Origin of the sequence: Bradyrhizobium sp. SZCCHNR1017 (genome assembly GCF_032381375.1) — a bacterium.
GTDB lineage: Bacteria > Pseudomonadota > Alphaproteobacteria > Rhizobiales > Xanthobacteraceae > Bradyrhizobium.
Genome location: NZ_JAUHIR010000016.1, coordinates 1 through 23,588, shown reverse-complemented (window position 1 = coordinate 23,588; position 23,588 = coordinate 1). Strand labels below are relative to the sequence as shown.

16 protein-coding genes and 7 pseudogenes are annotated in these 23,588 nt (G+C 58.9%); 9 read left to right on the top strand and 14 right to left on the bottom strand.

The annotated features are described in order from the left end of the window. Window positions 1-31: 31 nt before the first annotated feature. The gene (locus QW863_RS29265; RefSeq protein ID WP_315717609.1) at window positions 32-367 is read right to left on the bottom strand and encodes an HPF/RaiA family ribosome-associated protein; all 336 of its coding nucleotides are present in this window, start codon (window positions 365-367) and stop codon (window positions 32-34) included. 367 nt (window positions 368-734) lie between these two features. Between QW863_RS29265 and QW863_RS29260 the strand changes: the two genes are divergently transcribed. Then, entirely contained in the window at window positions 735-941 is a 207-nt protein-coding gene (locus QW863_RS29260) for a hypothetical protein (protein ID WP_315717610.1), read from the top strand. Window positions 942-1,001: 60 nt separating this feature from the next. Beyond that, window positions 1,002-1,483: pseudogene (locus tag QW863_RS29255) on the top strand (cytochrome P450); the annotation flags it as partial. A 10-nt stretch (window positions 1,484-1,493) separates the two neighbouring features. On the opposite strand, the gene QW863_RS29250 reads toward QW863_RS29255, so the two are convergent. From QW863_RS29250 to QW863_RS29235, 4 genes are all read right to left on the bottom strand, one after another. After that, the gene (locus QW863_RS29250) at window positions 1,494-4,625 is read right to left on the bottom strand and encodes a type I restriction endonuclease subunit R (RefSeq protein WP_315717611.1); all 3,132 of its coding nucleotides are present in this window, start codon (window positions 4,623-4,625) and stop codon (window positions 1,494-1,496) included. Between the two features lie 29 nt (window positions 4,626-4,654). Next, window positions 4,655-5,893, bottom strand: coding sequence for an FRG domain-containing protein (locus QW863_RS29245; protein ID WP_315729373.1), 1,239 nt, complete (start codon window positions 5,891-5,893; stop codon window positions 4,655-4,657). Then, the gene (locus QW863_RS29240; protein ID WP_315717613.1) at window positions 5,893-7,140 is read right to left on the bottom strand and encodes a restriction endonuclease subunit S; all 1,248 of its coding nucleotides are present in this window, start codon (window positions 7,138-7,140) and stop codon (window positions 5,893-5,895) included. The genes QW863_RS29245 and QW863_RS29240 overlap by 1 nt, the downstream gene beginning before the upstream one ends. Window positions 7,141-7,201: 61 nt before the next feature. Next, the gene (locus QW863_RS29235) at window positions 7,202-8,797 is read right to left on the bottom strand and encodes a class I SAM-dependent DNA methyltransferase (protein ID WP_315717614.1); all 1,596 of its coding nucleotides are present in this window, start codon (window positions 8,795-8,797) and stop codon (window positions 7,202-7,204) included. Between the two features lie 1,339 nt (window positions 8,798-10,136). Here QW863_RS29235 and QW863_RS29230 point away from each other — a divergent pair. From QW863_RS29230 to QW863_RS36045, 6 genes and pseudogenes are all read left to right on the top strand, one after another. Further along, window positions 10,137-10,385, top strand: a pseudogene (locus tag QW863_RS29230) (hypothetical protein); the annotation flags it as partial. Window positions 10,386-10,390: 5 nt separating this feature from the next. Further along, window positions 10,391-10,588, top strand: a pseudogene (locus tag QW863_RS29225) (SOS response-associated peptidase); the annotation flags it as partial. A 241-nt stretch (window positions 10,589-10,829) separates the two neighbouring features. Further along, a complete protein-coding gene (locus tag QW863_RS29220; RefSeq protein ID WP_315769493.1) occupies window positions 10,830-11,747 on the top strand; it encodes a hypothetical protein in 918 nt (305 codons plus the stop codon). Next, window positions 11,722-12,363, top strand: a complete 642-nt coding sequence (locus tag QW863_RS29215; RefSeq protein ID WP_315769490.1) for a RelA/SpoT domain-containing protein — start codon at window positions 11,722-11,724, stop codon at window positions 12,361-12,363. The genes QW863_RS29220 and QW863_RS29215 overlap by 26 nt, the downstream gene beginning before the upstream one ends. Before the next feature lie 28 nt (window positions 12,364-12,391). Then, window positions 12,392-13,012 (top strand): annotated as a pseudogene (locus tag QW863_RS29210) (DNA-directed RNA polymerase subunit alpha C-terminal domain-containing protein); the annotation flags it as partial. A gap of 96 nt (window positions 13,013-13,108) precedes the next feature. Then, window positions 13,109-13,339 (top strand): annotated as a pseudogene (locus QW863_RS36045) (DNA-directed RNA polymerase subunit alpha C-terminal domain-containing protein); the annotation flags it as partial. A gap of 135 nt (window positions 13,340-13,474) precedes the next feature. Here QW863_RS36045 and QW863_RS29205 read toward each other — a convergent pair. The 9 genes and pseudogenes from QW863_RS29205 to QW863_RS29165 form a co-directional block, all read right to left on the bottom strand. Further along, entirely contained in the window at window positions 13,475-14,329 is an 855-nt protein-coding gene (locus QW863_RS29205; RefSeq protein WP_315769486.1) for a DUF3883 domain-containing protein, read from the bottom strand. 455 nt (window positions 14,330-14,784) lie between these two features. Then, on the bottom strand, window positions 14,785-15,969 hold the full coding sequence (locus tag QW863_RS29200; protein ID WP_315769483.1) for a hypothetical protein: 1,185 nt from the start codon (window positions 15,967-15,969) through the stop codon (window positions 14,785-14,787). A gap of 19 nt (window positions 15,970-15,988) precedes the next feature. Continuing rightward, window positions 15,989-17,005: a hypothetical protein gene (locus QW863_RS29195; protein ID WP_315769481.1), complete on the bottom strand. Its 1,017-nt coding sequence runs from the start codon at window positions 17,003-17,005 to the stop codon at window positions 15,989-15,991. A gap of 2 nt (window positions 17,006-17,007) precedes the next feature. Then, window positions 17,008-17,844, bottom strand: coding sequence for a hypothetical protein (locus tag QW863_RS29190; protein ID WP_315769479.1), 837 nt, complete (start codon window positions 17,842-17,844; stop codon window positions 17,008-17,010). Beyond that, window positions 17,837-19,285 carry a hypothetical protein gene (locus QW863_RS29185; protein ID WP_315769477.1) on the bottom strand — a complete coding sequence of 483 codons (1,449 nt, stop codon included), beginning with the start codon at window positions 19,283-19,285 and terminating at the stop codon, window positions 17,837-17,839. The genes QW863_RS29190 and QW863_RS29185 overlap by 8 nt, the downstream gene beginning before the upstream one ends. A gap of 18 nt (window positions 19,286-19,303) precedes the next feature. Further along, window positions 19,304-20,026: a thermonuclease family protein gene (locus tag QW863_RS29180; protein WP_315769474.1), complete on the bottom strand. Its 723-nt coding sequence runs from the start codon at window positions 20,024-20,026 to the stop codon at window positions 19,304-19,306. A 179-nt stretch (window positions 20,027-20,205) separates the two neighbouring features. Then, the gene (locus tag QW863_RS29175) at window positions 20,206-20,811 is read right to left on the bottom strand and encodes a cell envelope biogenesis protein TolA (RefSeq protein ID WP_315769471.1); all 606 of its coding nucleotides are present in this window, start codon (window positions 20,809-20,811) and stop codon (window positions 20,206-20,208) included. A 6-nt stretch (window positions 20,812-20,817) separates the two neighbouring features. Further along, window positions 20,818-21,084: pseudogene (locus tag QW863_RS29170) on the bottom strand (hypothetical protein). A gap of 56 nt (window positions 21,085-21,140) precedes the next feature. Then, window positions 21,141-22,070 carry a Ku protein gene (locus QW863_RS29165; protein ID WP_315769468.1) on the bottom strand — a complete coding sequence of 310 codons (930 nt, stop codon included), beginning with the start codon at window positions 22,068-22,070 and terminating at the stop codon, window positions 21,141-21,143. A 198-nt stretch (window positions 22,071-22,268) separates the two neighbouring features. Between QW863_RS29165 and QW863_RS29160 the strand changes: the two are divergent. Next, window positions 22,269-23,196, top strand: a pseudogene (locus QW863_RS29160) (3'-5' exonuclease). The last annotated feature ends 392 nt before the right edge of the window (window positions 23,197-23,588 follow it).

The following is a 23,588-nucleotide window of genomic DNA, read 5'->3' as shown; positions in this document are numbered from 1 at the left end:
GGCATTGCCGGCAAACCGTCCCGCCACGCGTCTAGCGATGATCCCGAAGCTGATCGGACACCGCCTCCTTGCCGAAGGCGTGGTCGAGCGCGCGCTTCAGCTTGTGGACCGCGCCACGCACGGCCTGCTCCATGAAGCTGTCCTGATGCGCCGCGACGATCGGCTCGCCGCCGTCACGGTGCACCTCGATCTTGCAGCTCTTGTCGTCGTGACTAGGCTTGTGGCTCACCGCGTCGCTGAGCTGCACGTCGATCCGCCTGACCTGATCCTCGTAGCGATGGAGCACCGCATGAAGCGACGCCTTCACGTCCTGCGACAGCTGCTCGCCGTCCTCGACGTTTCCATCGGTTCTGACATCGATCAACATCCGAGTCTCCTTCAGGTGAAGCGTCAAACGTCGCAAGATGGAATTCGCGATCATGATCAGCTCCCCGGCATGGTCGTCATCCAAGCTTTGACGTCGCCGCACGGCACGCGACGCCACGACGCGTCGTTCGCGGGCGGCCGCCACGACTGAACGCCCCGTGATACAGCGGGTCTGAAGCGACGCTTGATCCGCCTCGCGGCCTTTCGGGCGGGGCGAAGCGGCCGTTCGAGCGCGTCTCCCAATGTCTCCCGCAACCAGACTGCCAGAGGCGAACGCGCGCGGCTGATCAATATTGCTCAGTCAATACCGGAGAATCAGGCGCAACCTGCGGCGACCCAACTTTCGAGTCTGCACCGGAGATGGGATGATGGATTGTCCGATCACATTTCGCTGCCCCCAGACCGGGTCCGAGGTCGATGCCATCCTTCACCAGCCGAAGGACGACTGTCGTTTCGAGACCGTGACCTTCGAGACCGTGAGCTGCCCGGCCTGCACGAGATTTCACTTCGTCCACGCCATGACCGGCGCGCTCATTCCTCCGACCCTGCTCGGCCCGGCGAACTGGACGCCGTAGCGGCGGTCTCGAAACGCGAACGTCCCGTCTTGCACATTCCTGTGCGGAGGCCGCTGCCGCGGCATCAACGAGCCGTGCGACGCGCTGCTGACGATCCTCTACGGCCTGCTCACCAACCCGGAGCAGCTCGCCGCCGTCCGCGCGCAGGACAAGTGGCGCTCCGCGTTCGAGGAAGGGTGCGGTGGGTGGCGCCGATCCAGGCGAGCTCACGCCTCGTGATGGAGGACACCGAGATCCGCGGCTGCCCGATCCCGAAGGGCGACACCGTGATGACCATCCAGGCCTGCGCCAACCGCGACGAAGAGCTGTTCACCGACGGCGAGAGCACCAACGCGCTGCGCGGTCCTAACCCCCACCACGCCTTCGGCAACGGCCCCCACCACTGCGCCGGCGCCCACCTCTCCCGCCGCACCGTCGGCGCGATATTGCTGCCGATGCTGTTCGAGCGGTTTCCGAAGATGGAGCTGGTGGATGCGGCGGGCGTGCGGTGGCACGGGTTCGGGTTTCGGGGGCCGCTGGGGTTGGTAGTGAGGTTGCGGTAGCGATATTCAATTAGAGAGTTCTTAGCAAAATCTCCGCTTGGGCAAGAACGGTCTGTACCGCCTCATCCGCAAGGTCTGGCGGATAACCGTATTTTTTAAGTATGCGTTTCACCAAGACGCGCATACGGGCGCGAGCGCTTTCGCGCTGATGCCAATCGACGGTGACGTTGCTGCGCAACTGCTCCAGCAGCTCATGGGCGATGACACGCAGTTTGTCGTTGCCCATGGCTTCCACCGCGCTCTCGTTTTCCGCAAGCGCCATGTAGAACGCAACCTCTTCCTCGCTGAGGCCCATCTCTTCGCCACGCGCGCGAGACGCTTTCATGTCCTTGGCGAGTTCGATCAGTTCTTGAATCATCTCTGCGGCTGAAATAGCCCCCGCATGGTAGCGGGCGACCGCCTCCTCCAACCTGCTGGAAAACGCTTTGCTTTCAACCAGATTGCTCTTTGCGCGGCTAACGATTTCGCCATTGAGCAGCTTCTTCAACGCTTCCAGCGCTAGGTTCTTCTTCTCCATCTTGCCGACTTCCAAGAGGAATTCGTCGGACAAGATTGAAATGTCCGGGGACTGGAAGCCTGCCACTTTTAGGATATCGATAATCTCGGAAGACGCAACGGCACGATCAATGAGTTGCTGAACGGCGAAAGCCCGGTCTTTTTCGCTGATCTTTCCGGTCGCCGTGGTCTTGGCCAGCGCTGCCCGGATTGCCTGGAAGAAGCCGACCTCATCGCGAATGGTACGAGCCTCATCGCTCGCAGAAGCAAGAGCGTAGGCTTTTGATAGTTCGAGCACCATGTCCATGAAGCGGCGGTGCGCTCGCTTCTTTTCCTCATCGGTCTTCTGCCGTGCTGCCTGAGCTTCCTGCCACTTCAGAACCCAGTCGATAGCTCCGCCAAGGCAGATCAGGCGTTGGCGTGGTTGGCCGTTGATACCGAGGCGATAATCAAAGCCATGGAATAGGTCTCGGATGGTCTCGTACCGTTCCATCATCGCGGCGACGGCTGCGGATTCGTCGATTCCAGTCTTATCGCGGTCGGAATCGGTGTATTGGCTGAGCGCGTTGCGAAGATTCTGCGCAACGCCGATGTAATCGACCACCAGACCGCCGGGCTTGTCCTTAAAAACACGATTCACACGGGCAATTGCTTGCATAAGCCCGTGTCCGCGCATCGGCTTGTCGATATACATGGTGTTCATGCAAGGTGCATCAAATCCGGTCAGCCACATATCGCAAACGATGACCAGGCGAAGCGGATCATCGGGACTACGCGCACGCTTTGCCAGGTCGTCGCGGCGCTTCTTTGATCCGATATGTTGCTGCCATTCGAGCGGGTCTGACGCTGAGCCGGTCATCACGATCTTGACTGCACCTTCGGCATCGTCGGTCGAGTGCCAGTCCGGCCGCAAGGCGATGATGCGGTCATAAAGGGAGACGCAGATTCTGCGGCTCATGCAGACGGCCATCGCCTTGCCATTCATCGCCTCGATGCGCGCTTCAAGGTGCGCGACCATGTCCTCCGCCACCTGCGACAACCGCTTTTCAGACCCCACCAAGGCTTCGACGGCTGACCATCTTGCCTTGAGCTTTTCCGCCTCGGTCAGCGATTCATCCTCGACCAGCGCCTCGATCTCGCTGTCGATCAGCGGCTTTTCGTCTTCGCTCAGTACGATCCGGGCCAGGCGGCTTTCATAGAAAATCGGCACGGTCGCGCCGTCTTCCACCGCACGGCTGATGTCGTAGATGTCGATGTATTCACCGAAGATCGCGGGCGTGTTGATATCTGCTGCTTCAATCGGGGTGCCGGTAAAGCCGATGAACGATGCGTTCGGCATGGCCTGTCGGATATAGTGAGCATAGCCATAGCGCCTCAGGCCCGTTTCCCGGTTGAGCCGTGCCTCGAAACCGTATTGGCTACGGTGCGCTTCATCCGCGATCACGATGATGTTGCGCCGGTCGGACAGCAGCGGGAAGCTTTCTTCGCCCTTCTCCGGCGAAAACTTCTGGACAGTGGTGAACACCACGCCGCCTGCTGCCTTGTCAAGCAGCCGCTTGAGGTCGGCGCGGCTGTCCGCCTGCTCCGGCTTCTGGCGGATCAGGTCGCGGCACAGGCCGAAGGTGCTGAAAAGCTGATCGTCGAGATCGTTTCGGTCGGTCAGCACGACGAGCGTCGGGTTTTCGAGCGCCTGCGACTTCACAGCCAGCCCAGCGAAGAACGCCATCAACAGGCTCTTGCCTGAACCCTGCGTGTGCCAGATCACGCCGATCTTGCGGTCGCCGTCAGGCCGCGAGGCTTCCACCGCCTGCCGCACGGCCTTCTGCGCGCCGTGGAACTGATGATAGCCGGCGATGATCTTGAACGACCCTTCGCCCTTGTCGCCGAACACGATGAAATCGCGGATTAGGGCCAGCAGGTTCTCACGTGTGAACACGCCGCGCAGCAGGGTTTCCAGCTCGGGCGTGCCTCGGTGAGCGAAATCTTTGCCGTCCACGGTCCGCCAGGGCATGAAGCGTTCGGCATTGGCAGTGATGGAACCGATGCGCGCCTCCATGCCGTCTGATGTCACCAGAATGGCGTTGGTGTTGAACAAGGCGGGGATCTGGTGGAGGTAGGTCTGCAATTGATTGTAGGCGTCGGCAATCGTCGCGTTCTGCGCAGCGGCGTTCTTCAGTTCCACCACGGCCAGCGGCATGCCGTTGACGAACAACACGACGTCCGGGCGACGACTGGCGCGGTTCTGCACGACGACGAACTGGTTTATAGCCAGCCAGTCGTTCGCGTCGGGGTGGTCAAGGTCGATCAGCCAAATCTTGGTGGCGGCAGTCTTGCCACTGTCGGCGCGATATTCGACATCGATGCCATCGGTCAGCAGCTTGTGGATGCGTCGGTTTTCCTCGACTAAAGAGGGCAACTCGCCGGTTAACACGCGGCGCAGGGCCTCCTCTCGAGCAGCTTCCGGTGCATCGGGGTTGATCCGAGCGATCGCAACTTCCAGCCTGCTTGTCAGGATAACATCCCCAAAGGATCGACGCTCTGGAGCAATTCCATCGGGAGCAATCACTGAACCATGGACGTAGGACCATCCAAGCTCTCGCAACGTTTCCAGCGCCGCCAGCTCAACAATGTCTTCGGTAATGGTCAAGGGGCGCCTCCCGAAGGCCCAGCATACTTCTACTGGTGGGGCCGGTTATTAACTTTCCGCCAGTTTGATTCGAATAAATCCAACAATTGCAGCGCGCATGCCTCCGCAACCGACTTGTTGACACTGTTGCTCAACAAGAACTTGCGAAATTCGAGCTTGAGGTTCGCCCGCACAGCATCACGTTCTGGCCAATCGAGCCCCGCAACGCGCTCATACAGGTTGATGATCTTTGGCGCCCAGCCAGTCAGCAAATCTGCAGAAAATTTGTCGCCTGGCCCCAACATATTTTGCAAAAGCTGGGTTATGACTTCTGCGGAAATTTCACCTGCTGTTATCAATTGTGAATCTAGCGGCGCTGAAACATCTTTGCGCTGCTGTTCATGATCTTCAGCCTGCGTTCGGAGTCGGCGCTGTTCAAGCACCTGGGCTTCCAATTCGCCGTGTCTCTCTTCCTCGATCACCCGCGCCAACCAATCATTGCAGTATTTCGATGCGCCGCCTGGATCAGGAAAAAGATTGGCATGATGAATATTCATCTTGCGTAACGTGTTCAGACACTCAACGCGATGTTCATTTGGGATGTGGATTTTCGCGATAAATCGAGACACGTCCATAGGGTCGCTGGGATCGATTACTTCGTTTTCGATCAATTCATTCAAGATTGCGGACACGAGATTGTCTCTACCGCTGGGCGTGATAGTGAACAACCCCGCCTGATTGACCAGCCGCGCATTTTCGTGATGAGTTGGTTCGAAAATGATCTCGGAAAGGCTCTCATCAGCACGAATGGCGGTCATATTCAGGCAGAAGACCGCGCGCGAGGGATTGTCCACGCCTTCGAGGTCCGGCTCATCGAAAGCGAAGAACAGCGCGACATAGGGCGATTTAGTCCAGTCGATCAGCGGAGTTCGCAGGCCGTGATGCTGACCGAAGGCCCAAATTTCCTGCTCATCCAAGCCACTAACATCCAGACCGCGCCCGCGCATGGCGAGACGAAACTGACCCAGCAAGCTGGCTTCGTGTTGAGGGGGGACCGATCCGCCATCAAAAAGTCGTGCAAGAGTAGAGGACAGATGCCAGTTATGCCCGCGCTGTCCACGATAGATGATTTCTGCTTTTGCCCGATTATGATCCGGCGAACGCATCGCTTCAATGAACTTTTCCCAGCTTTCAACCCGGCAGGCAGGAACGAGCCCATCGATACGCTCGTCTCCAAAGGCATAGGCCGGAAACAGCGGCAACGACCGGAAATAAGGGGCCACGTCCATTAGTCGATTTCAGCTTTTTGGGCGACGCGCACTGCACCAGACATTAGTATGGGCAGCAGATAGTCGCGGGTTGCAGCGAGAGTGACGTTTTGAAGGAGCGTCGCAACGAGTCGGTCAAAGATCGGCCCGACAAAGGCCGCGAACGCGGCAGCAACCGGCGGAGTTGGCTTCGTGATCAAAAGGCGCTTCATATCGTCCTTTGTCACATGACCAAGACCCGTCGTTTGTTTGTTTCGTGCAAGCTCCGAAAACTGCGGCATTAGCCATTTCAGCAAGGTGTACAATGCTGACCTGTCCATCTTTCCGTTCTCTCGCACCGCGAAAATATGCTGATTCAGCCAAGCCTCACCGCCGGTCCAAATGAACGCGTCGATCGAAGTGTCAGGATTTCCGGACCACGAAAACAGTAGCTCGCCGTCACTAATCCGATATTTTTGCCCAAGATCCGTATTCGTAAACCTCGTTTGATTAGTGATGCCCGCTTTTAGCTCAGCGATCTTGACGACCGGTAAGCCGAGCCCCTTCTGTACGAAGTGCATGTTCTTGTATGCGGCACCATTAACCCAATGCGCCTGATCCAAAAGCGACTCTTTATCCCACCCGATCGGCAAGCCTTCCGCGCCGAAGACGGCGGGGAACAGAGCAGAAAGCTCGGCGGCGCGGATCGGGTCTGTGTTCAGGCCGCCCATAATCGCCACTGGATCTGTGACGCCAGCTAGCTTGCGCTGTATCGGGCCGAAGTCGACAAACCAATCCCGAAAGATCGCCTGCGCTATACTCTCCAGCGTCTCAGTTGTCTGTCGATTCAAAGAAATCTTTCGGTCTAACGAGAAAAGGACATCCAGGATTTGATCTTGGACACAGACTTCTGGAACCGACACTTCCATTTTCGCAAGTCGAGTGACGTAAATGTGCTTAATAGTCGAGCCATCGGCGTCGCCCAGCATTTTTGCGAAGTTATTTGGCTCTTCCAGTAAGTATTTTAGGAACTGCGGCCTGATTCTGTTTGATGGCCTCAAAAGTGCGACAGACTGATTGATACAAACATCATCTCTGTCTACAACGGCAATCCTACCAAGCGTCCCGTCTTTGGTGACTAATACGTCGCCGACCTTTGGCCGGCTTTTGGCAGTAAGAAGCGTATTGTAGGCTTCCCAAGATGTGCGTCGCGCCTGCTCATACAAGATGCGGCCAAAGTTGATATCTTTCGCTGTAAGCATGAAGGGGCCGACACTCGTTGTCGGCATTGGGTTGGTGAATCCATACGTAATCCGCTCTAGATAGCTATCCAGCGGCCCGCTCGACCAATTACTCATTTCCAGTCAGCCCACCAAAAGCATCGGCAATTTTCTCATCAAGCGCCCGCGCATCCTCCATGAGATCGAACATCTTTGAACGAAGTACACTAATACGTTGCTCGAACGAGATACCGTCATCGACAAAATCTTGGATTCCGACGTATCGCCCTGGAGTGAGAACATAACCGAGCTCTCGGACCTCCTCCAAAGAAGCTGACCTGCAAAATCCTGTGATATCTTGATACTCGCCAAGTCCCGCTTCCGGCTTCGCCCTCCAGCGGTGATAAACTTCGGTGATCGTGCCAATATCGCTTTCAGAAAACTCACGGCGGGTGCGGTCCACCATATGGCCCAGATTGCGGGCATCGATGAACAGGATTTCGCCGCACCGGTCACGGTGCCCGTTCGCGCTCTTGTCACGGGCCAGAAACCAAAGGCAGGCGGGAATCTGGGTAGAATAGAATAGCTGACCCGGCAGCGCGACCATGCAATCAACAACGTCGCCCTCGATCATGGCCTTGCGGATTTCGCCTTCGCCCGATTGCTGGGATGACATCGATCCGTTGGCCAGGACGACGCCCGCAGTGCCGCGCGGAGCAAGGTGGTGAATGATATGCTGAAGCCAAGCGAAGTTGGCGTTGCTCGCAGGCGGTGTGCCGTATTTCCAGCGGACATCGTCTTCAAGCTGGGGCTGCCACCAGTCCGAAATGTTGAAGGGTGGGTTTGCCATCGCATAATCAAACTTCAGCGTGGGAAAGGCGTCGTTGAGGAAAGAGCCTTCGTTGTTCCACCTGATATCCGCATCGATGCCGCGAACGGCCAAGTTCATCTTGCAGAGCTTCCACGTGGTGTGGTTACGCTCCTGCCCATAGATGGCGATGTCGCTGCGGCGGCCCTGATGATTCTCGACGAATCGTTCGGACTGCACGAACATCCCGCCCGATCCGCAAGCCGGATCGTACACGCGACCATTGTGCGGCTCCAACATCTCGACGATAGTCTGGACGACCGAACGGGGCGTGAAAAACTCGCCGCCGCGCCGGCCTTCCGCGCCAGCAAACTGGCTGATGAAATACTCATAGGCCCGGCCGAGCAAGTCCTTCGACTTGCCGTCCGCACTATGCATCCCGACCTTGGAAAACAGGTCGATCAGCTCACCTAACATGGTCTTGTCGAGCTGCGGGCGACCGTACTCCTTGGGCAGCACGTCCTTCAGCACAGAGGCGTTGGCGCGCTCGATGGAATCCATCGCGTTGTCGATCAGGTTGCCGATGTCGCCCACGCGCTCCCTGCCGGTGGCAACATCGATAAAGGTGATCTGCGGGCGCTTTGCGTTGGCCTGCAAGTTCTCCCACCGCGCTTCCGGTGGTACCCAGAAGACGTTTGACGCGAGATATTCTTCAGGATCTTCGGGGTCGGCGAACTCCTCCTGCGACAGCTTGGCGCGATGATGCTCGAATGCCTCGGAGATGTATTTCAGGAATATCAGGCCAAGCGCGACATGCTTGTATTCCGATGGTTCAAGGTTCCCGCGAAGCTTGTCCGCGGCCTTGAATAACTCCGCTTCGAACCCAAGATCACTGCCACTATTAATTTGCGATGCCATTGATTCGGAATCCCCCTGCTTTATGACGCATAGCTGAGTGAGAAGCCTGCGGGCAACTGGCCAAATACCTCATTCGTGGAAAGATGCTTAGCCGTGATGTACCCAGCCAAAGGGGAATCAGCGAGAGCAACTATCTCCGATCGGAGTTTCCGAGCCGCTCCAAAGAAATCTCCCACCTGCCCAAACTGCCCGTCATGCCAGTTTGCCGCATTCCGTCGGGCAACTTCGGCCTTGTGTCGTCGGGCAAATCAGATCGATGCTTCCCGCCGTCTCCTGCTCACAGAAGGGGCGTTTCGCGATCGTCACGGACCGTGGAGCGGGAGATGCGGTGGCCGCCTGGGGTCGCAGTGCGCGTTTCGCGTGCGGACGAACGAACCCTGGGCGGACGGTCAAGCCGTGTGGTCCCGACACCCCGACGCTGGTGTCTTGGTCGGCGACGACGTCGATGACGGGGGCAAGCAAGCCCGGTCCCCTGGGAGAGCACGGAGCAGCCGTTCAACCCATCGCGCAGGGAAGGCCGGATGTTCGGCCAATCCTGTGGTGACTGCCGCCTGCTTTTCTTTCTGCAGGCGGGCCATGGGTGCGGCCTGCACCCGGCCTTCCCTGCGCCCTTCTTTTGAAAGGGTGCCTTGATGAGCAAAGCTCGGACGCGACAGCGCGCCGCGAGGCTGAGGAGCCGCGGGTGCAGGTCGGAGATGAAGGGTCGAGCGCCGGGGAATGGCGCTCCCTAGGGAAGCGCAAAAAGCCAACGAAATCAGCGAAGTAAGAATCCATTTGGGAAAGAATGGCATCGTTGTTCTGCAAGGCCTTTCAGGACCGTCACCCAAACGACGCGGCCGAACTCGGACGACAACAGGTGCCATTTCAATAGATGTCCGCATAGGAGGACTCGACTCCAAGTTCGCGCTATGTTCTCATTCTGCCATGATCGACCGCCCCGCCAGCTGGCGCATGCCGACACGGAAACAGATGGAGGATATGGCCCGCGGCGTTGGCAGGAAGACCCTTCCCGTGCGCGGGCTGGATCCGGGAGACGATTTGCCTGACGAATACTGGCAAGCCCTCCTAGAGGCCGCGGCGGCCGACGGTGGACTAGCCGGCCCCGGCACCTCCGAGCGCCTACTGCGGCTCAGTCAAGTGCCCGGCCACGTGCTGCGGGTTGAATGCCGACGGTGCGGCCGAACCGTCGAGATCCAAAAGGCGGACGCCCTCCGCCTTTACGGTGCGGAGGCGGTCTGGCGGGAGATCGGGCAACGCCTCCTGGACGACACGTGCACCCGTAGGACTGGGCGCTACGAAGAGGACGGCTGCTGGCCGTCTTTCGATTGACCACGTCCAAATGGCGCCTAAACGTCACCCCACTCCGCTCAGCGGAGGCGACCGCAAGGCGCTGCAGAAGGAGCTCGGCCGGGCGCGATTCATGACAACGATTCTGACCGAGCAGGCCGCCGAAGCACGTGCTCAAGGGGAGGCGCTGATCCGGAAGGCCGACAAGCTTCTCTGCGAGAGCTGGAACGAACGCATGTGGGCCAACGGCGGTCCGGCCGATCCGTCACCGGCCATCGACCAGGCGATCAGCGGCGGCTACGGCTTCTGACCTGCGAGCCAAAGGCTGAGGTCGGCACCGTTCACCCTAAGGCCGTGCCAGTGATCCTGACCACGCCCGAGGAATACGGCGTCTGGATGCGCGCTCCCTGGGATAAGGCCAAGATGCTGCAGCGGCCGCTACCGGATGGCGCGCTGCGGATCGTGGCGACCGGCCCAAAGGAGGATGCGGCCGGAGGGACCTAACATCTTCCAGGACTAGGTTTGCTGTCCGCTCCCGCCCGAGTGGCGTGAATACGCCCTAAGCTAGTCTCAGTTGTGCTCGCTGACGCTGCGTAGCTATAATCGACGTCAAAAAGGGAGAATCCTGGATCAGGGGTTGGGGGGAGATTTGGCTGTACAGCACATCCATACGTTTCTTGTGCATCCCGGAAAAGGATCGGGAAAGACAAAAATCGTAGGTACAACGGTTTCTCTGACCGGAGGAATGTTCGACCTTCTGAGCGGCGTGTACACAAAAGCGGACACAGAGTGCAACGTCGATATTACTTTCAGCCCCGCCGCTGACGGTAGGCAGCAGAACGACTTCAGAGATCTGCTGGTGTCGTATCTGAGCAAGCCAGATCTTCCGAAGGGTCGCAAAATCGCAGAGCGGCTCGCCGAGTACAGCGATGGCCGTTCGGGCTTGGGCCTGCTTTTCCTGATCGCGGGCAAGGAGGGACGCGATCATAAGATCGTCCTTTCTCGCTTCCCTACCGATAGCGCGATCTACGTTGACGAAACGCCGGGCGCGCTGTCCGTCCAATTCCTGGAACGCGTTTTCATGAAGAGTAGGACCTCCTACAAGGCGGTTCTCTACCAGCACTCGTCGCTACAGGGCGGCTTTTGGTTCGGACGCGCGATCGACAAGCAGCTCAACACGCTATCCGGCGAACCGTCAAACTACTGGATCAATGATTTTCTCCTCTCAGACTTCACCACGACACCGGCAATGGGTACGCGCCGCCTCGCGATAGCGCTCCGGGACGCTGCCAAGAGGGCCCCGTTGGACGTCAAACAGGAGCTGACTGCGGCCGGAACACTCGCGAGCGGTCTGGCCGGACAACGGCTGAACATCGACGATTTTGGAGAACGACTGGGTCTTTCTGACGCCGCTAAGAGCGCAATCAAGAATGAGCTAAAGTCCTCCGCTGCCGCACAGGAAGTCTTCCAGTTCGACATCGGCACGTACAAGAGCCTCGTCGCATTCAAGTCGGTCGAGCTCAGCAACGGCGCGCTGCTCACTGCCGACACTGAGAAATTCGACGAGGTGTTCGAACAGGAGCCGGTCGAAGGTTCAAAAGACGAGATCAGGTTCGTTACAAGAGGCCAAGTGATCGATGAAAAGCTCAAGACAGTGCGGTGACGCGCTCGCAACAGAATATGGCGGCCGCTACGAAAACGCGCTCAAACCCGCGGCGACCGCGTTGCGCGAACATCTCGCCGACCTCCTCAAGGCAGAGCCACGGATCGATCGCGTGACGGCGCGTGCGAAGGATCCGGCCAGCTTCCTCAAGAAGGCACAGGCGCTGGCGAACGGAAAGCAAAAATACTCCGAGCCGCTGGCTCAAATACAGGACCAGATCGGCGCCCGGATCATCGTTTTCTTCAAAGCCGACGTCGAGCGGCTGGACGGAATCGTCAAGAGCTACTTCAAGCTCATCGAGTACCGCGATAGGATTCCGGAATCCGAGTGGGAGTTCGGCTACTTCGGAAGGCATTACGTTCTGGTGCTGCCGAGCGACGTCAAGGGCGACTTCCTAGACAAGTCCATGCTGCCCGACTTCTTCGAACTCCAGATTAAGACGCTTTTCCAACACGCCTGGTCCGAAGCGGAACACGATCTTGGCTATAAACCCGGCTCCATACCGCTTAGTTCCGACGAAAAGCGCAAGCTTGCATATACGTCCGCGCAGGCGTGGGGCGCGGATCAGATGTTCGACGAACTCTTCAGGTCTCGCAGCACGGTGGTGATAAAATAGGCAATTGCCGGCTTATCGAGGGAAGCCGATGGATTGGTCGGACAACTTCCGAGATCGGTACTACGCGCCCGGCTACGTCTACATCGCCGGGTCTCTCGCGCATCGTATCCTGAAGATAGGCACGACAATCAACATCGGCGCCCAGGAAAAACGGCTCCGGAGGGACCGGTACGGCAGCATCGACGACTGGCGCCTGCTCTACTACGTCGAGGTGTCGGAGGGAGGGCGGGTCGAACACGACGCGCGCAGAATCCTCCGCCGATACCGGGTGCTCCGGAAGTACGACAAGGAGGGGCACTGGCAAAAAGGACGGGAGATGGTCAGCTGTAGGTTCGGCCTCGCGCTCGAAGCTGTCGAGAGCCTGCTGAACGAGTCTGAGCGCGGTGGCGCCATCAGTTATCCGCGATCGAGCGGATACGAATTTGGCTGGACCCCGCCCCCTCCGCCCCGCTGCCCACCGCCGCCCCCGGTCGGGCTCCCGCCGACGATCCACCTACTCAAGGACCTCGATCTGCTGGAATTGTCCGTTCTGGCCTACAATTGTTTGAAGAATGCGGGTGTGCGCTACGTAGGTGATCTGATCTCGCGGAGCGAGACGGATCTCCTGCGCATCCCCGGTTTCCGCCGCAAGGTTCTCACCGAAATCGTCGAGCTCCTGGCCTCGATGGGGCTGTCGATAGGCGAAGGGCCCGCTGGGTGGCCGCCAGCCGACGTCGAGGCTCGGGCAGTCGAGGCGGCGAAGTTTTTATCGCTCGTCGATGAACTAGAACTGTCCGTGAGGACCTCGAATTGCCTGACGAACGGTGGGATCGTCTACATCGGACAGCTGGTGCAGAGGACCGAAACCGACCTGATCACGTCACCGAACTTCGGACGCAAGTCGCTCAACGAGATCAAGGAGGTCCTCGATGAGCTGGACCTGCATCTCGGGATGGACCTGTCGCGTTGGCCCCTTGGCCCTGCGTCCACGGAGTAGACCCGAACGCCAGCCGACCTGAGCCAACGGACTTTCTCCGAATGGCCGTGAATCGCCTGAATCGCGGATATCTCATGGCAATCTGCTTGGGCAAGGCTGACCACATGGTCTGGGCATGCCGAACCGCGACATAGTCTACCGGGGCACCGCCGCGTACTTGTCCGGGATGAGTTCTAGACTGGCGTGGAGCGGTGGCTTGATGTCAAACATCTGAGCACCGTTCTGAAAATGGAAGACTCTCCGGACGCGGTAAGTCGACGGGTTCTGAGCCGCAACTTCGTACTGGGTACGCGACAACCAGAAGCGAGTCCGCGCGTGCCCGTTTGTGGTTTTGATCTCGAGCAGCCGCTCCTCGCCGTCCGATTCGAAGGTTCGCACGTCGTAGCCTCGATGGTCTTCACCGCGATCTGCGGGCCAATCCATTTCCTTTGCGAGATCGCGCCGGCCAGCCCGGCAGAGTCGATCAAATTCGAACTTGAACACCATTTCCTCGCCGGCGCGCCCTAGGGAGCGGTTGAACTCGTCCCTCACTGCTGGGTCGTATTTCCGGACCAGGCGCTGCAGCGCCGGATGACGGTCCTGCAGGTCCGAATTGAGGAAGGCAGGTGGTGGGACCAACACAGGCGCTCCCGCCGGCGTAAAACGCGGCGCCACCGAGGTCGGGCTAGTAAGAACCTTCGGATGTCGCCCTAACTGGATCTCTACGGCCTCCACTAGAGAGTCCTGGTAATTATGGGCGGGCACCAGCCCAGAGACCCAGGCGATCCCAAGCTCGTCCAGGACCGCGGATACGTTTCGAAGTTTCCATTCGATCGATTTCTCGGAGCGGCCCATGTCTGGCGCCAATCTACGGTATAATTCGGCCTTGTTGAGCTTCTCGCCGGCGCGCTCCTTCTCGAGAAGCACGAAGTAGTTTGCGACCACGATGGCAACCTGCTCGGCTGTCCAGTCAGTCCCCTTGGATCCCTGCGCCGAGCCTTTGGTATTCACCGGTCGCTTCCCGTGCTCCGCTGGGATCCTACCATGGACCTATAGATCCGCAATTTCGCCAAGGCGCACCAAGCAGCTGTGCTTCTAAGTCCGCCTCAATGCGTTTCAACCTGCCCGAGAGAGGCCCGCCCCCAAATTGTCAGCCCCGCCCCAGGGTCAGCATCGCCAGATTCGAATCCCTGCGGCTCGCTAGCCGCACGGAACGAGGAGGCGAGCGGAAGGATTCATGGTGATGGAGTGAATTTCGATGCTGACGATGTCATTCGGCCCGCAATATTTGAACGCCGATTGACAGCCATGCGTCATCCGATCCGACACGAAGTAGAGGGACCGGCGACTCGTCGGATTCGTAAGCGCAGGGATCTTTGGACGGACGCGGATGATGCAGACTGGGCGGAAATGGCGAACCGGCTCCGGGCACAGTCTAAGAGCCCAGCCCTTAAGGCAGCCAACGGTCAGTTTCCAGGTGTCCATAAGGGAGCTCGGACCGGCTTAGGTGCCGGTGTGAGCGATAGAGGTTGCGGCTTCTGAACAGGTCTCGACCTTGGCATGGGCACTGGCGTTGTAATGGCTGGCTCTAGCGGAATGGTTGACGTTATCTCTCGAGGCACCGATTTCCGCAATCGGATCTCTATGCGCCGGCGCTGCGGATCATCACGTGGAGCCCCTTCGATCGACAACGTCTCGTCCGTGTTGACCAATTGGGCGCCCGATAGTGGCAGGAGCTTGTAAGGCGCCAACAGTTGGCTCTGTCGGAGCACGCTTACAACAGAAACCGCCCTCGCCAGCCCGAGGCCGGCGTTGTCGGCAGGAACCAACGTCGAAATGTTTGAGGTGCCTTTGAGGACGGAAGGGAGATCGCGGTCCAAATTCGTTGGCCGAACGCCAAGTGGCTGTTCGTCGGTGTGGCCAACGACTTCAATAACATCCACGTCGTACTTTTTGATGTATGCCAAGATCTCCTCAGGCGTTTTGCCGGTCAGCGCATCCATCAGTTTCTGTGAAAGCTCCGCGCTGCCGCTCTTGAATGAATAACCCGCTGCGTCACTCAGTGTAATGATCGGCGGCCACTGGTGGCCACTCGGCCCTGCTCCGGGAGTCTCGGCTGATCCACGTTCGAGTTTCTCCAGAATCGCGGTCGTCGAGGGTGGAGGCTGACCTGACTTTGACATCGCCCGATTAATTGCGTTGACTGTCTCGGCATTCTTGAGAGCCTTTTCGATATCTAAGCCGCTTGCTTTCAGCTTCTCCAGATCGGCGATCCGACTTCGAATCTCCTTGATCGATACCCCACTCCGCTCAAGATCGGCCATCGCCGTTTGGCTGTCGACCAGCTCGCGCCAATACTTATCGATCTCTGCGGGATCGGTCAGGCCCGAAAAATTCTTAAGCTTCTCCGCGACCGCTGTATTCTCCCGTAGCGAGGCCACCACGTCTCGATCACGCTGGTTCTGCGTGACTTGCCGCTGCAGCTGCTGCTCGGCAGCTAAGCGCTTGTCTTGTTCGCGCTTCAAGAAGGTGGCCATCGCGATGAGGAGACAGAATACCAACAGCAGCATAATCTCAGCCATCGTCAGTCCGAGCACAAGGCCCTGTCGATACGACGAGCGCTGCTGAATGATCTCTCCATCCATAGCCATGCTTGCAACCTTTCAGCGGCTAGGGCGCACGATTACTGGACCCCCAAGGTCCAGCGGCTGGGCGCGCAGCCTCTGCAGCCTGAACAGTCTGCACGAGGCGATCAATAGCGGCACCCATGGCCTGCGTTTGGCGGAGGCTCGAATCAATCGTCCTGGCTTGAACCTCGGCACTCTTACTGAATGAGTTGATTGCCTTTGTTAACCCGGAAACGACCGGCGCGAGCTTTATCTCAATGATCTGCTCAGGCATTTGCATCGATGCGAGCTTGGCCGCGAGGCCGTCAATCGCCTTTACGATACTAGCCGTACTTCGCGAAAGCTGGTCGGACTCATTTACGAGGCGGGCCGAAACCGTTTCGAGAGTATCGACAACCTTTTCGTTCAGGGCGTCGAGAGTTTTGCCAGACTTCTGGGAGGCTTCTTCCAGAGGTTTTCCGGCCGTTTGCGCGAAAGTCCGGATCTCGGTCGCGAGCTTATCGCTCGCAGTGCCTAGCGTTTCGTTTATCTCGTCCAACGCCTCTGTAATCGACTGCTGAGTCATGCGTCGGAAGTACCCAAATTCCAAAACCGTGCTTTCAAGCTCACGCTTCACTTTTCGCGAAGCATCTGCCAACTCCAGTCGGGCGGTCGCTTCCACTTCAATCGGATCTCGCCGCATCTGATTGAAGAAGATACGGAGTGTGATGCCGGCGATCGTCGATGCGATGGCAATACCAAAGTTCTGAACGATCTGCTCGGCGGCCCCCTCAGCCCTGAATTGATAAAGCGAAACGGCAAGGCTCGTCAGCGTGAACAGGAACCCCATATAATAGAGATTATCGCCCGACTGGTCGTCCCGCAGGCGAAAGAGCCGCGCGATTCCTAGGATCAGCGCGTATCCGATCATGATAAGAACTGGAACAGAGGTGACGTAGAGCGCCGGCCAGCCATACATCTTGGAGATAGCAATATATCCGCTACCCAGCGCCACCACCGAGAAGAATAGCAGGCCGCTGGCCAACCCTGGTGTAATTCGAAGATTGTTTTGAACAGCCATGCCTAGGCTCCCTGCAGTCGTTTGACGTCAACTGAGGACGCGCCATTGTCCTTCATCCATTGAATCCAGAACTCGGCGTGCTTGATGTCATTGAGCAGGGGCTGCCCCTTCGGCTGGCGCGTGACATACCGGATTGATACTGCAGCGCCATGCAATTCGGTGCGATACTTCATGTAGGCTGGTGATTGTTTGTAGCGCTGGAATGTAAGATCACCGGCAGACGGGTACTGGCTATAGTCTCGCGTATACTCGATCATGTCGGAGATCACTATCAGAGCTTTCTTTGCGTTTTGATTGGCCGCACCCGAAAACTCATCAATGGCAATATCTTGGATCGCTGCCATGAGCGGTGAACTGGCAGCTTTGGCCGAGGCTATGCTGTTCTTCACTGCCTCAGATGCCGGCTTACGGAAGTTCTCTATCCAACGCAGCCGAGCAATTCTGGGATTATCGGTCCATTCGCTGAGGCCCGCACCGTCACCCGGATTGCACTTTGAAAACAACGAACGACTGCGGCCGCGCACGATATCGAGCACCCGGATATCAAGCCTGTAAAACGGGGGAAGAGTCGCGACTAGGTCGTCGAGGATCACTTGCACCTCCCGCCGCGTCGCCTCGGGCAAGTCGTCGGACGTATCGACCAAGACCACGTTGATACCGTGCGGACCATCAAGGGGGCACAGGCTTTGCGCATCGAGAGCGGGTCGCTTGGGTGTCGATAAATAGAAATAAGCTAGGGCAGCGACACATGCGACTGCGACCAAAATCAGCAAGATCCCGCCGATGCCGGCCCAACCGATGCCGGACGCGCTCTGCCGTTTGGGGCGCCTCTTAGCCACTCTTCTTCTCCGGCAGCAGCTCGTCGATCTCACGATATGTCTTTACGGCATCGTCGAAGGCCTCATGAATGGCTTTGATCTGCTGGTTTAGAAGCTCCTGGGTTTCGGCGATCATCTTCCGCAGGTGTTCCCTAGCCGTTGAATCCGGTTCACCGCCGGCGTAGATGATGCGCTCCATAGTATAGCTGCGCGAAAAGGTGCTCGGGGGCGGTGTAGAACGTGCCCGTCGGTTGGCTTCGCGATAGATCTCAAGCAAGGCACGGCCAGCTTGCTCTGTCTGGTTCTGGTGCTGAGTAAAGCGCTGGGCGAGGCGCCCCCTACCTTGAAGCAGCGAATCGTATTCCCCACGTCGAACGGAGAGGTCCCTCGCCGCATTGTTCATGGCGTCGGTGCAGTCCTCGCGAATGTCGCGTAGTCGATCGATTAATTCACTCCGGACACGCGAAAACTGCTTGCTCGCGTCTAGCCATCGACGTTCTAGGCCAGCATACCCCATGTAGGGGTCAAAGAACATCAAGCCGTCGGCCATCGCGACCAGAGAAAAAATAAAGCCGACGCTGAAGAATACCCACGAATTGATGTCGGTGAGCATATACGGTGCGGTTTGGAGACGGTGGAGCACCTCTTGGCCGACGTCGCCGCTGATCGTCGGTGGAATCTCGCGCAGGTGGGCAAGGGTCAAGTTTAGTACGACGGCAAAAGCAAGATAGCCGACACACGATAAGACGCCGAGCAGCTTCAGGAAGTAACTTCGCTGGTTGACCAGACGTATGAGCACCATACCGCAGAGGAAGCTCGCAAGGATGTTCAAGGCAGCGAATACCACCGCCTGGACCAACCCTCCTAGCAGACCGCCTATGTTTGCATTGGCAAGAAAGCTGCCGTTCACCACCACTTCGGTAACGAACAAAATTGCTAGGATGCCGATCTTCAGAATGACTTTCCCCAGGCTAGCTAGCCTGGCGGGCCGTTCTATCCGATGACGGGTGCGAAAGCGCTCCCGTTCGATTTCAGATTCATTGAGCCGACGCCGTAAGGCAAACAGCTCATCTCGGCCGACGGTCGCCTCGGCCCTGAAATCACCTACGGCCTCGGGTGCGGCCTGCTGAATAGTCGCGAAGCGCTCCTCGAAGCTGAGTGCCGTGACGCGTTCATCATAGGTGTGCAGGTGATCAAGGTATATCGAGTGGGAGTCCTGCTTGTGCCTCTCGATTCTTTCAATGATCTGATGCTCGATATCGTCGAGCGTCTGTACATCTGAAGCAGGATGGTTTTGCGCTCCCCGTTCTCTCCCGTGTTCGACGAGCTGGAGCTCATCGGCTATGCGGTCGACATTGAGATCGAGAAAGATGTTCGTCGCCGGTTGATAGTGATGAACGGGTTGGCTCAGGAAGCCCAAAATGCGTGCGATCGCTGACTGACGTGTGCCGGTGGGTTTCATAAGGATCTCAATCTGGATCTAGAGCTTGGACTTGCGACAGCCAGCGGCTTCAGCATCCGCTACCGAGCAAAACCAACGACGAGACGAGCTTCGATCCATCGACAGCCGATCGTAGAACCGTCCTCCGGGCACGTGATAGATGCATTCATGAGCACCTTTAAGATTGCCCTTGATGACACAAGCGGGCGAAGGCGGCTCGGCCACAGTAGCCGGCGCCATCAGTATCCGTTGCGCCTGCGCGGGTACGGCGACCGCGCCAAGGATCACGGTATTGTTGCTGCGATGCCTCCACTCCCAGGGAGCTACAAAAGCGCCGCTCCAGAGGCCGCGCTTCTGTTCTCGGGCGAAATCTTCGTCCGCAACGTAGGCCGTCGAGTAGCGTCGAAACGCCAGCGCCCAGCCGTTTCTCACTAGCCAACGTGAGACATCCTGACCAGAAACTGTGCAGGACCCAAGATGCCGCCTATAGACGTCCTGGCCGGTCAGTTCGCAGTTCCAGGATTGCTCGCGCGCAAAGGCTCTCAGCTGTTGTCTGGCCACAATGCCGCAATCCCAAGCCTTACCACCCGCGTCGAGGCAAACCTGGTCCGTCTCAGGCGCGTCGATCCCAAGAAGTCGAATCTTGACGGTCCCCTCGTAAACGGTGTCCGCGTCAACAATTTGCGGAACGCCCTTTACCTCTCGCGCAATTGCGGAAGAGAGAGCCAAAAAGCAGCATGAGATGACAACAGCAGCGCGCATACTGCACCGCAATCAAATCTGATGAAAAATCGATAGTTAACAGCCTATTACACTTTCCTCGCGAGGACTAGGAAGGGACAATCTGTCGGACACGGTCCCCGCTGTCATAGTTAATTCGACTCATGCTCGGCTGCTGGACGAATGCTGCCCTGAGGCCGCCGGGAATAAAGCGTGGAGACCTAATCCCTCGACTGGCGCAGCGCTTCGTTGAGCTTTCTCCGTTCGCTCTCCCATCGCGTCTCTTCGGCCTCGATTCTTTTCTCCAGCTCAAGCCGCTCCGCGTCGAGAGCTTCCCTTCGTTCTTCGTACTGCCGCTGTCCTGCCTCCAGCGCCGCCTGCGCTTTGACGATCAGCTTTTCACGTCTGGCCCGCTCTTTCTCCCGCGCTGCCTCTTCCCTGCGGCGCTCGGCCTCGCGTCTCTTCTGCTCGCGCTCGAACTCCACGGCGGCCTTGCGCTTGTCCTCCGCGCTGATCTCGGGTGCCACTTTCCGTTTCGGTTCGAGACGGCGCCTTCTCCTCGCACCGCCGGAGTCATCATCTAGGTCTGGCATACCAGCTTGCTCCGCGAAGCGGCCGCTCGATCCGGCTGGGCGCTTCAGGACCACGCCTGGCTTTGCCATGGTAGCGGCGACCACGGCCGGATCCTCAGTCTCCCTGGCGGCCCCTTGGTGGAAGAGATTGCTGCCGGCGCCCCATGCCTCAAGCGCCGCCTTCATGGACGGCGCGGCGATCGCGAGATCGTAGAAGCCGAGCGAGGTCTGATAGGTTTTCAGCTTACGTGGCACGGGAGGTTACCTGCACGAATGTAAGGCCTCAACGTACCATGCGGCGTAGGGCGTGTTCCTTGCCATATGGCGGTTCAGATCGGGCGAGCCGTCCGTCCACCAGACGGGCCCCCGCTCCCCAGCGCTCTCTTGGCTTGGTCCACGGCGCGGTGCGCCGCGGCTTCAGCCTTCGGATCCTCCGCCGCCTTGGCGGCTCGAACGGCGCGCCTGGCCGACATCAGCTGCCGGGGTCAGCAGGGAGCGCTCGGTCTCCCTGAGGCGAGGATCGGCCATCCGCCAAAGGCGCCCTTTAACGACGAAGCAGCGCCCGTCCGGAGTCACAGGATGCTTCAAGCCGACTTCCGCTGGCGGCCGGCGGGTGGCTTTTTCGCCGGCGCCTCCTTGGCGGCAGCCTTCTTGCCGGCGATCGGCATCAGCATCTCCTTCTGGCCAGCGGCAGCCTTCTTCCGCTTCTTCGCGGGCTTGCTCGCATCCGAGGGCTGCGTTTGCTGCCCGACCGAACGGCGCAGCGCCTCCATCAGATCGACCACGTTCTCGCCCTTCGGCCGATCCTTCGGGCGGATCGTCTTGCCCGCACGCTTCTGATTGATCAGGTCGATCAGCGCGGTCTCATAGTGGTCCTCGAACTTCTCCGGCGCGAACGTCCCTGCCTTCTGGTTCACGATGTGCCGGGCGAGGTCCAGCATGTCCTTCGTGATCTTCACGTCCTGGATATCGTCGAAATACTCCTGCTCCGACCGCACCTCATAAGGATACCGCAGGAGGGTGCCGACCAGGCCCTTGTCCATCGGCTCGAGCGCGATGATGTGCTCGCGGTTCATGAGCACAATCCGGCCGATCGCGACCTTGTTCATCTCTCGGATGGTCTCGCGGATCACCGCAAAGGCGTCATGGCCGACCTTGCCGTCGGGGCGCAGATAGTAGGGGCGGATCAGATAGCGCGGGTCGATGTCGGCCTTGTCGACGAACTCGTCGATCTCGATGGTACGCGTGGACTCCAGGGCGATCTCCTCAAGCTCTTCCTTCGAGACCTCGATGTACTGGCCCTTCTCGAGCTCATAGCCCTTGACGATGTCCTCGTTGGGAACCTCTTCGCCGGTGTCGGCATCGACCTTGACGTACTTGATCCGATGGCCGGTCGTCCGGTTTAGCTGGTTGAAGCTGATCTTCTCGGACTCGGACGTGGCCGGGTAGAGAGCCACCGGACACGTGACGAGCGACAGGCGCAGGAAGCCTTTCCAATTGGCGCGGGGGGCCATGTACGCGGAACTCCGGTTTCAACGGTCCGGAATTAAGACGAATGACGGCGCCGGGTTCCGACATGGCCGCTGATCAATATCGGGAAACCAAGTGATCCTCTTCGCACTGCCTGGCGAGGCTCGAGGTGGGCCGAAAATGGCCGTGAATCGCCTTGCTCCGATACCTGGTGGTCATTTGCTTGGGTATGGTGGCGCGTCATGACTGCCGCGCCGCGATTCCACCGACACCATTTTGACGAGGCTGCCGACTTGGCGGCCATGGCAGATGCCCTCGCCCAATCGCCCGATTACCGGGTGCTGCGCAGGCTTGTCCCCCGGGCCCCCTCCCCTGCCGCCATCGGAGAGGAGGTCAGGACGGCCGTCCTGCTGGACACCAAGACCACCGGCCTCGACCCACTCCCGGGACGAGATCATCGAACTCGGCATGCTGTCATTCGACTACATCCGGGAAGGTCGCATCGTCGGCGTCAGGAGCGTCTTCTCCGCCTTCCATGAACCCAGCCGCCCCATCTCCGCCGAGGTGACGGCGCTCACCGGCATCACCGACGAGATGGTCGCCGGACAGCGTATCGATCCGGACGCGGTATCGGCGTTCGTCGCCGGCGCGGCCATCGTCATCGCCCACAACGCGGCCTTCGACCGTCGGTTCGCCGAGCGCTACTGGCCGATTTTCGAGCGTAAGGCCTGGGGCTGCAGCGCGACCGAGGTCGACTGGCGCTCGCACGGCTTCGCCGGCGCCCAGCTGGGTTACCTTCTGCACGGCGCCGGATTCTTCCACCAGGCCCATCGCGCAGTCGACGACTGCCACGCTCTGCTTGAGGTCCTGGATTTCGTCCTGCCCACGACAGGCGCGCCGGCGTTGGCTGCCTTGCTCCAGACCGCGCGCAAGCCGATCATTAGGGTGTGGGCGGAGCAGTCTCCCTTCGGCCTCAAGGATTCCCTGAAGAAGCGCGGCTATCGGTGGTCCGACGGTACGGATGGACGGCCGAAGCCGTGGTACGTCAACGTGCAAGAGTCCTCCATCGAAGCCGAGGTCGCGTATCTTAGAGACGAGGTTTATCTCCGCGATCTCGAGCCGCGGCTGCAGCGCCTGACCGCATTCGAACGATTTTCGAATCGTGGTTGAGAGGAACGGTGGCCTGTCCAAAGGGTGCAAAGAAACCGGGAGCTCTCTTTGCAAGACAAAGAGCCTTCTACGACGGCCAAGAAATTGCACGGGAATACGGCCGGTTCAAGCAGGTCCTGATCACGCTTGGCCTTGTTTCAAGCGAGGGATTTAAGAGACTTTCGATACTCTACGCTTGAGCCCGCTGTACTACGATGAGTGCCACAGATCGCATTGATTCAGTTCGCAGAAACTGCGAGCGCGGCACGCGCTCCGACCGAACGGCACGGTTGAACGCAAGCCATGTCAATGGCTTGCTGTTCAACCGGCGAGCCGCTTTTATCTTGCCGGGAGTAATCGGGCGCTTCTCCGCCTTCTGCTCCGACATGATCGTCTCCTCTGCTTGATATTAT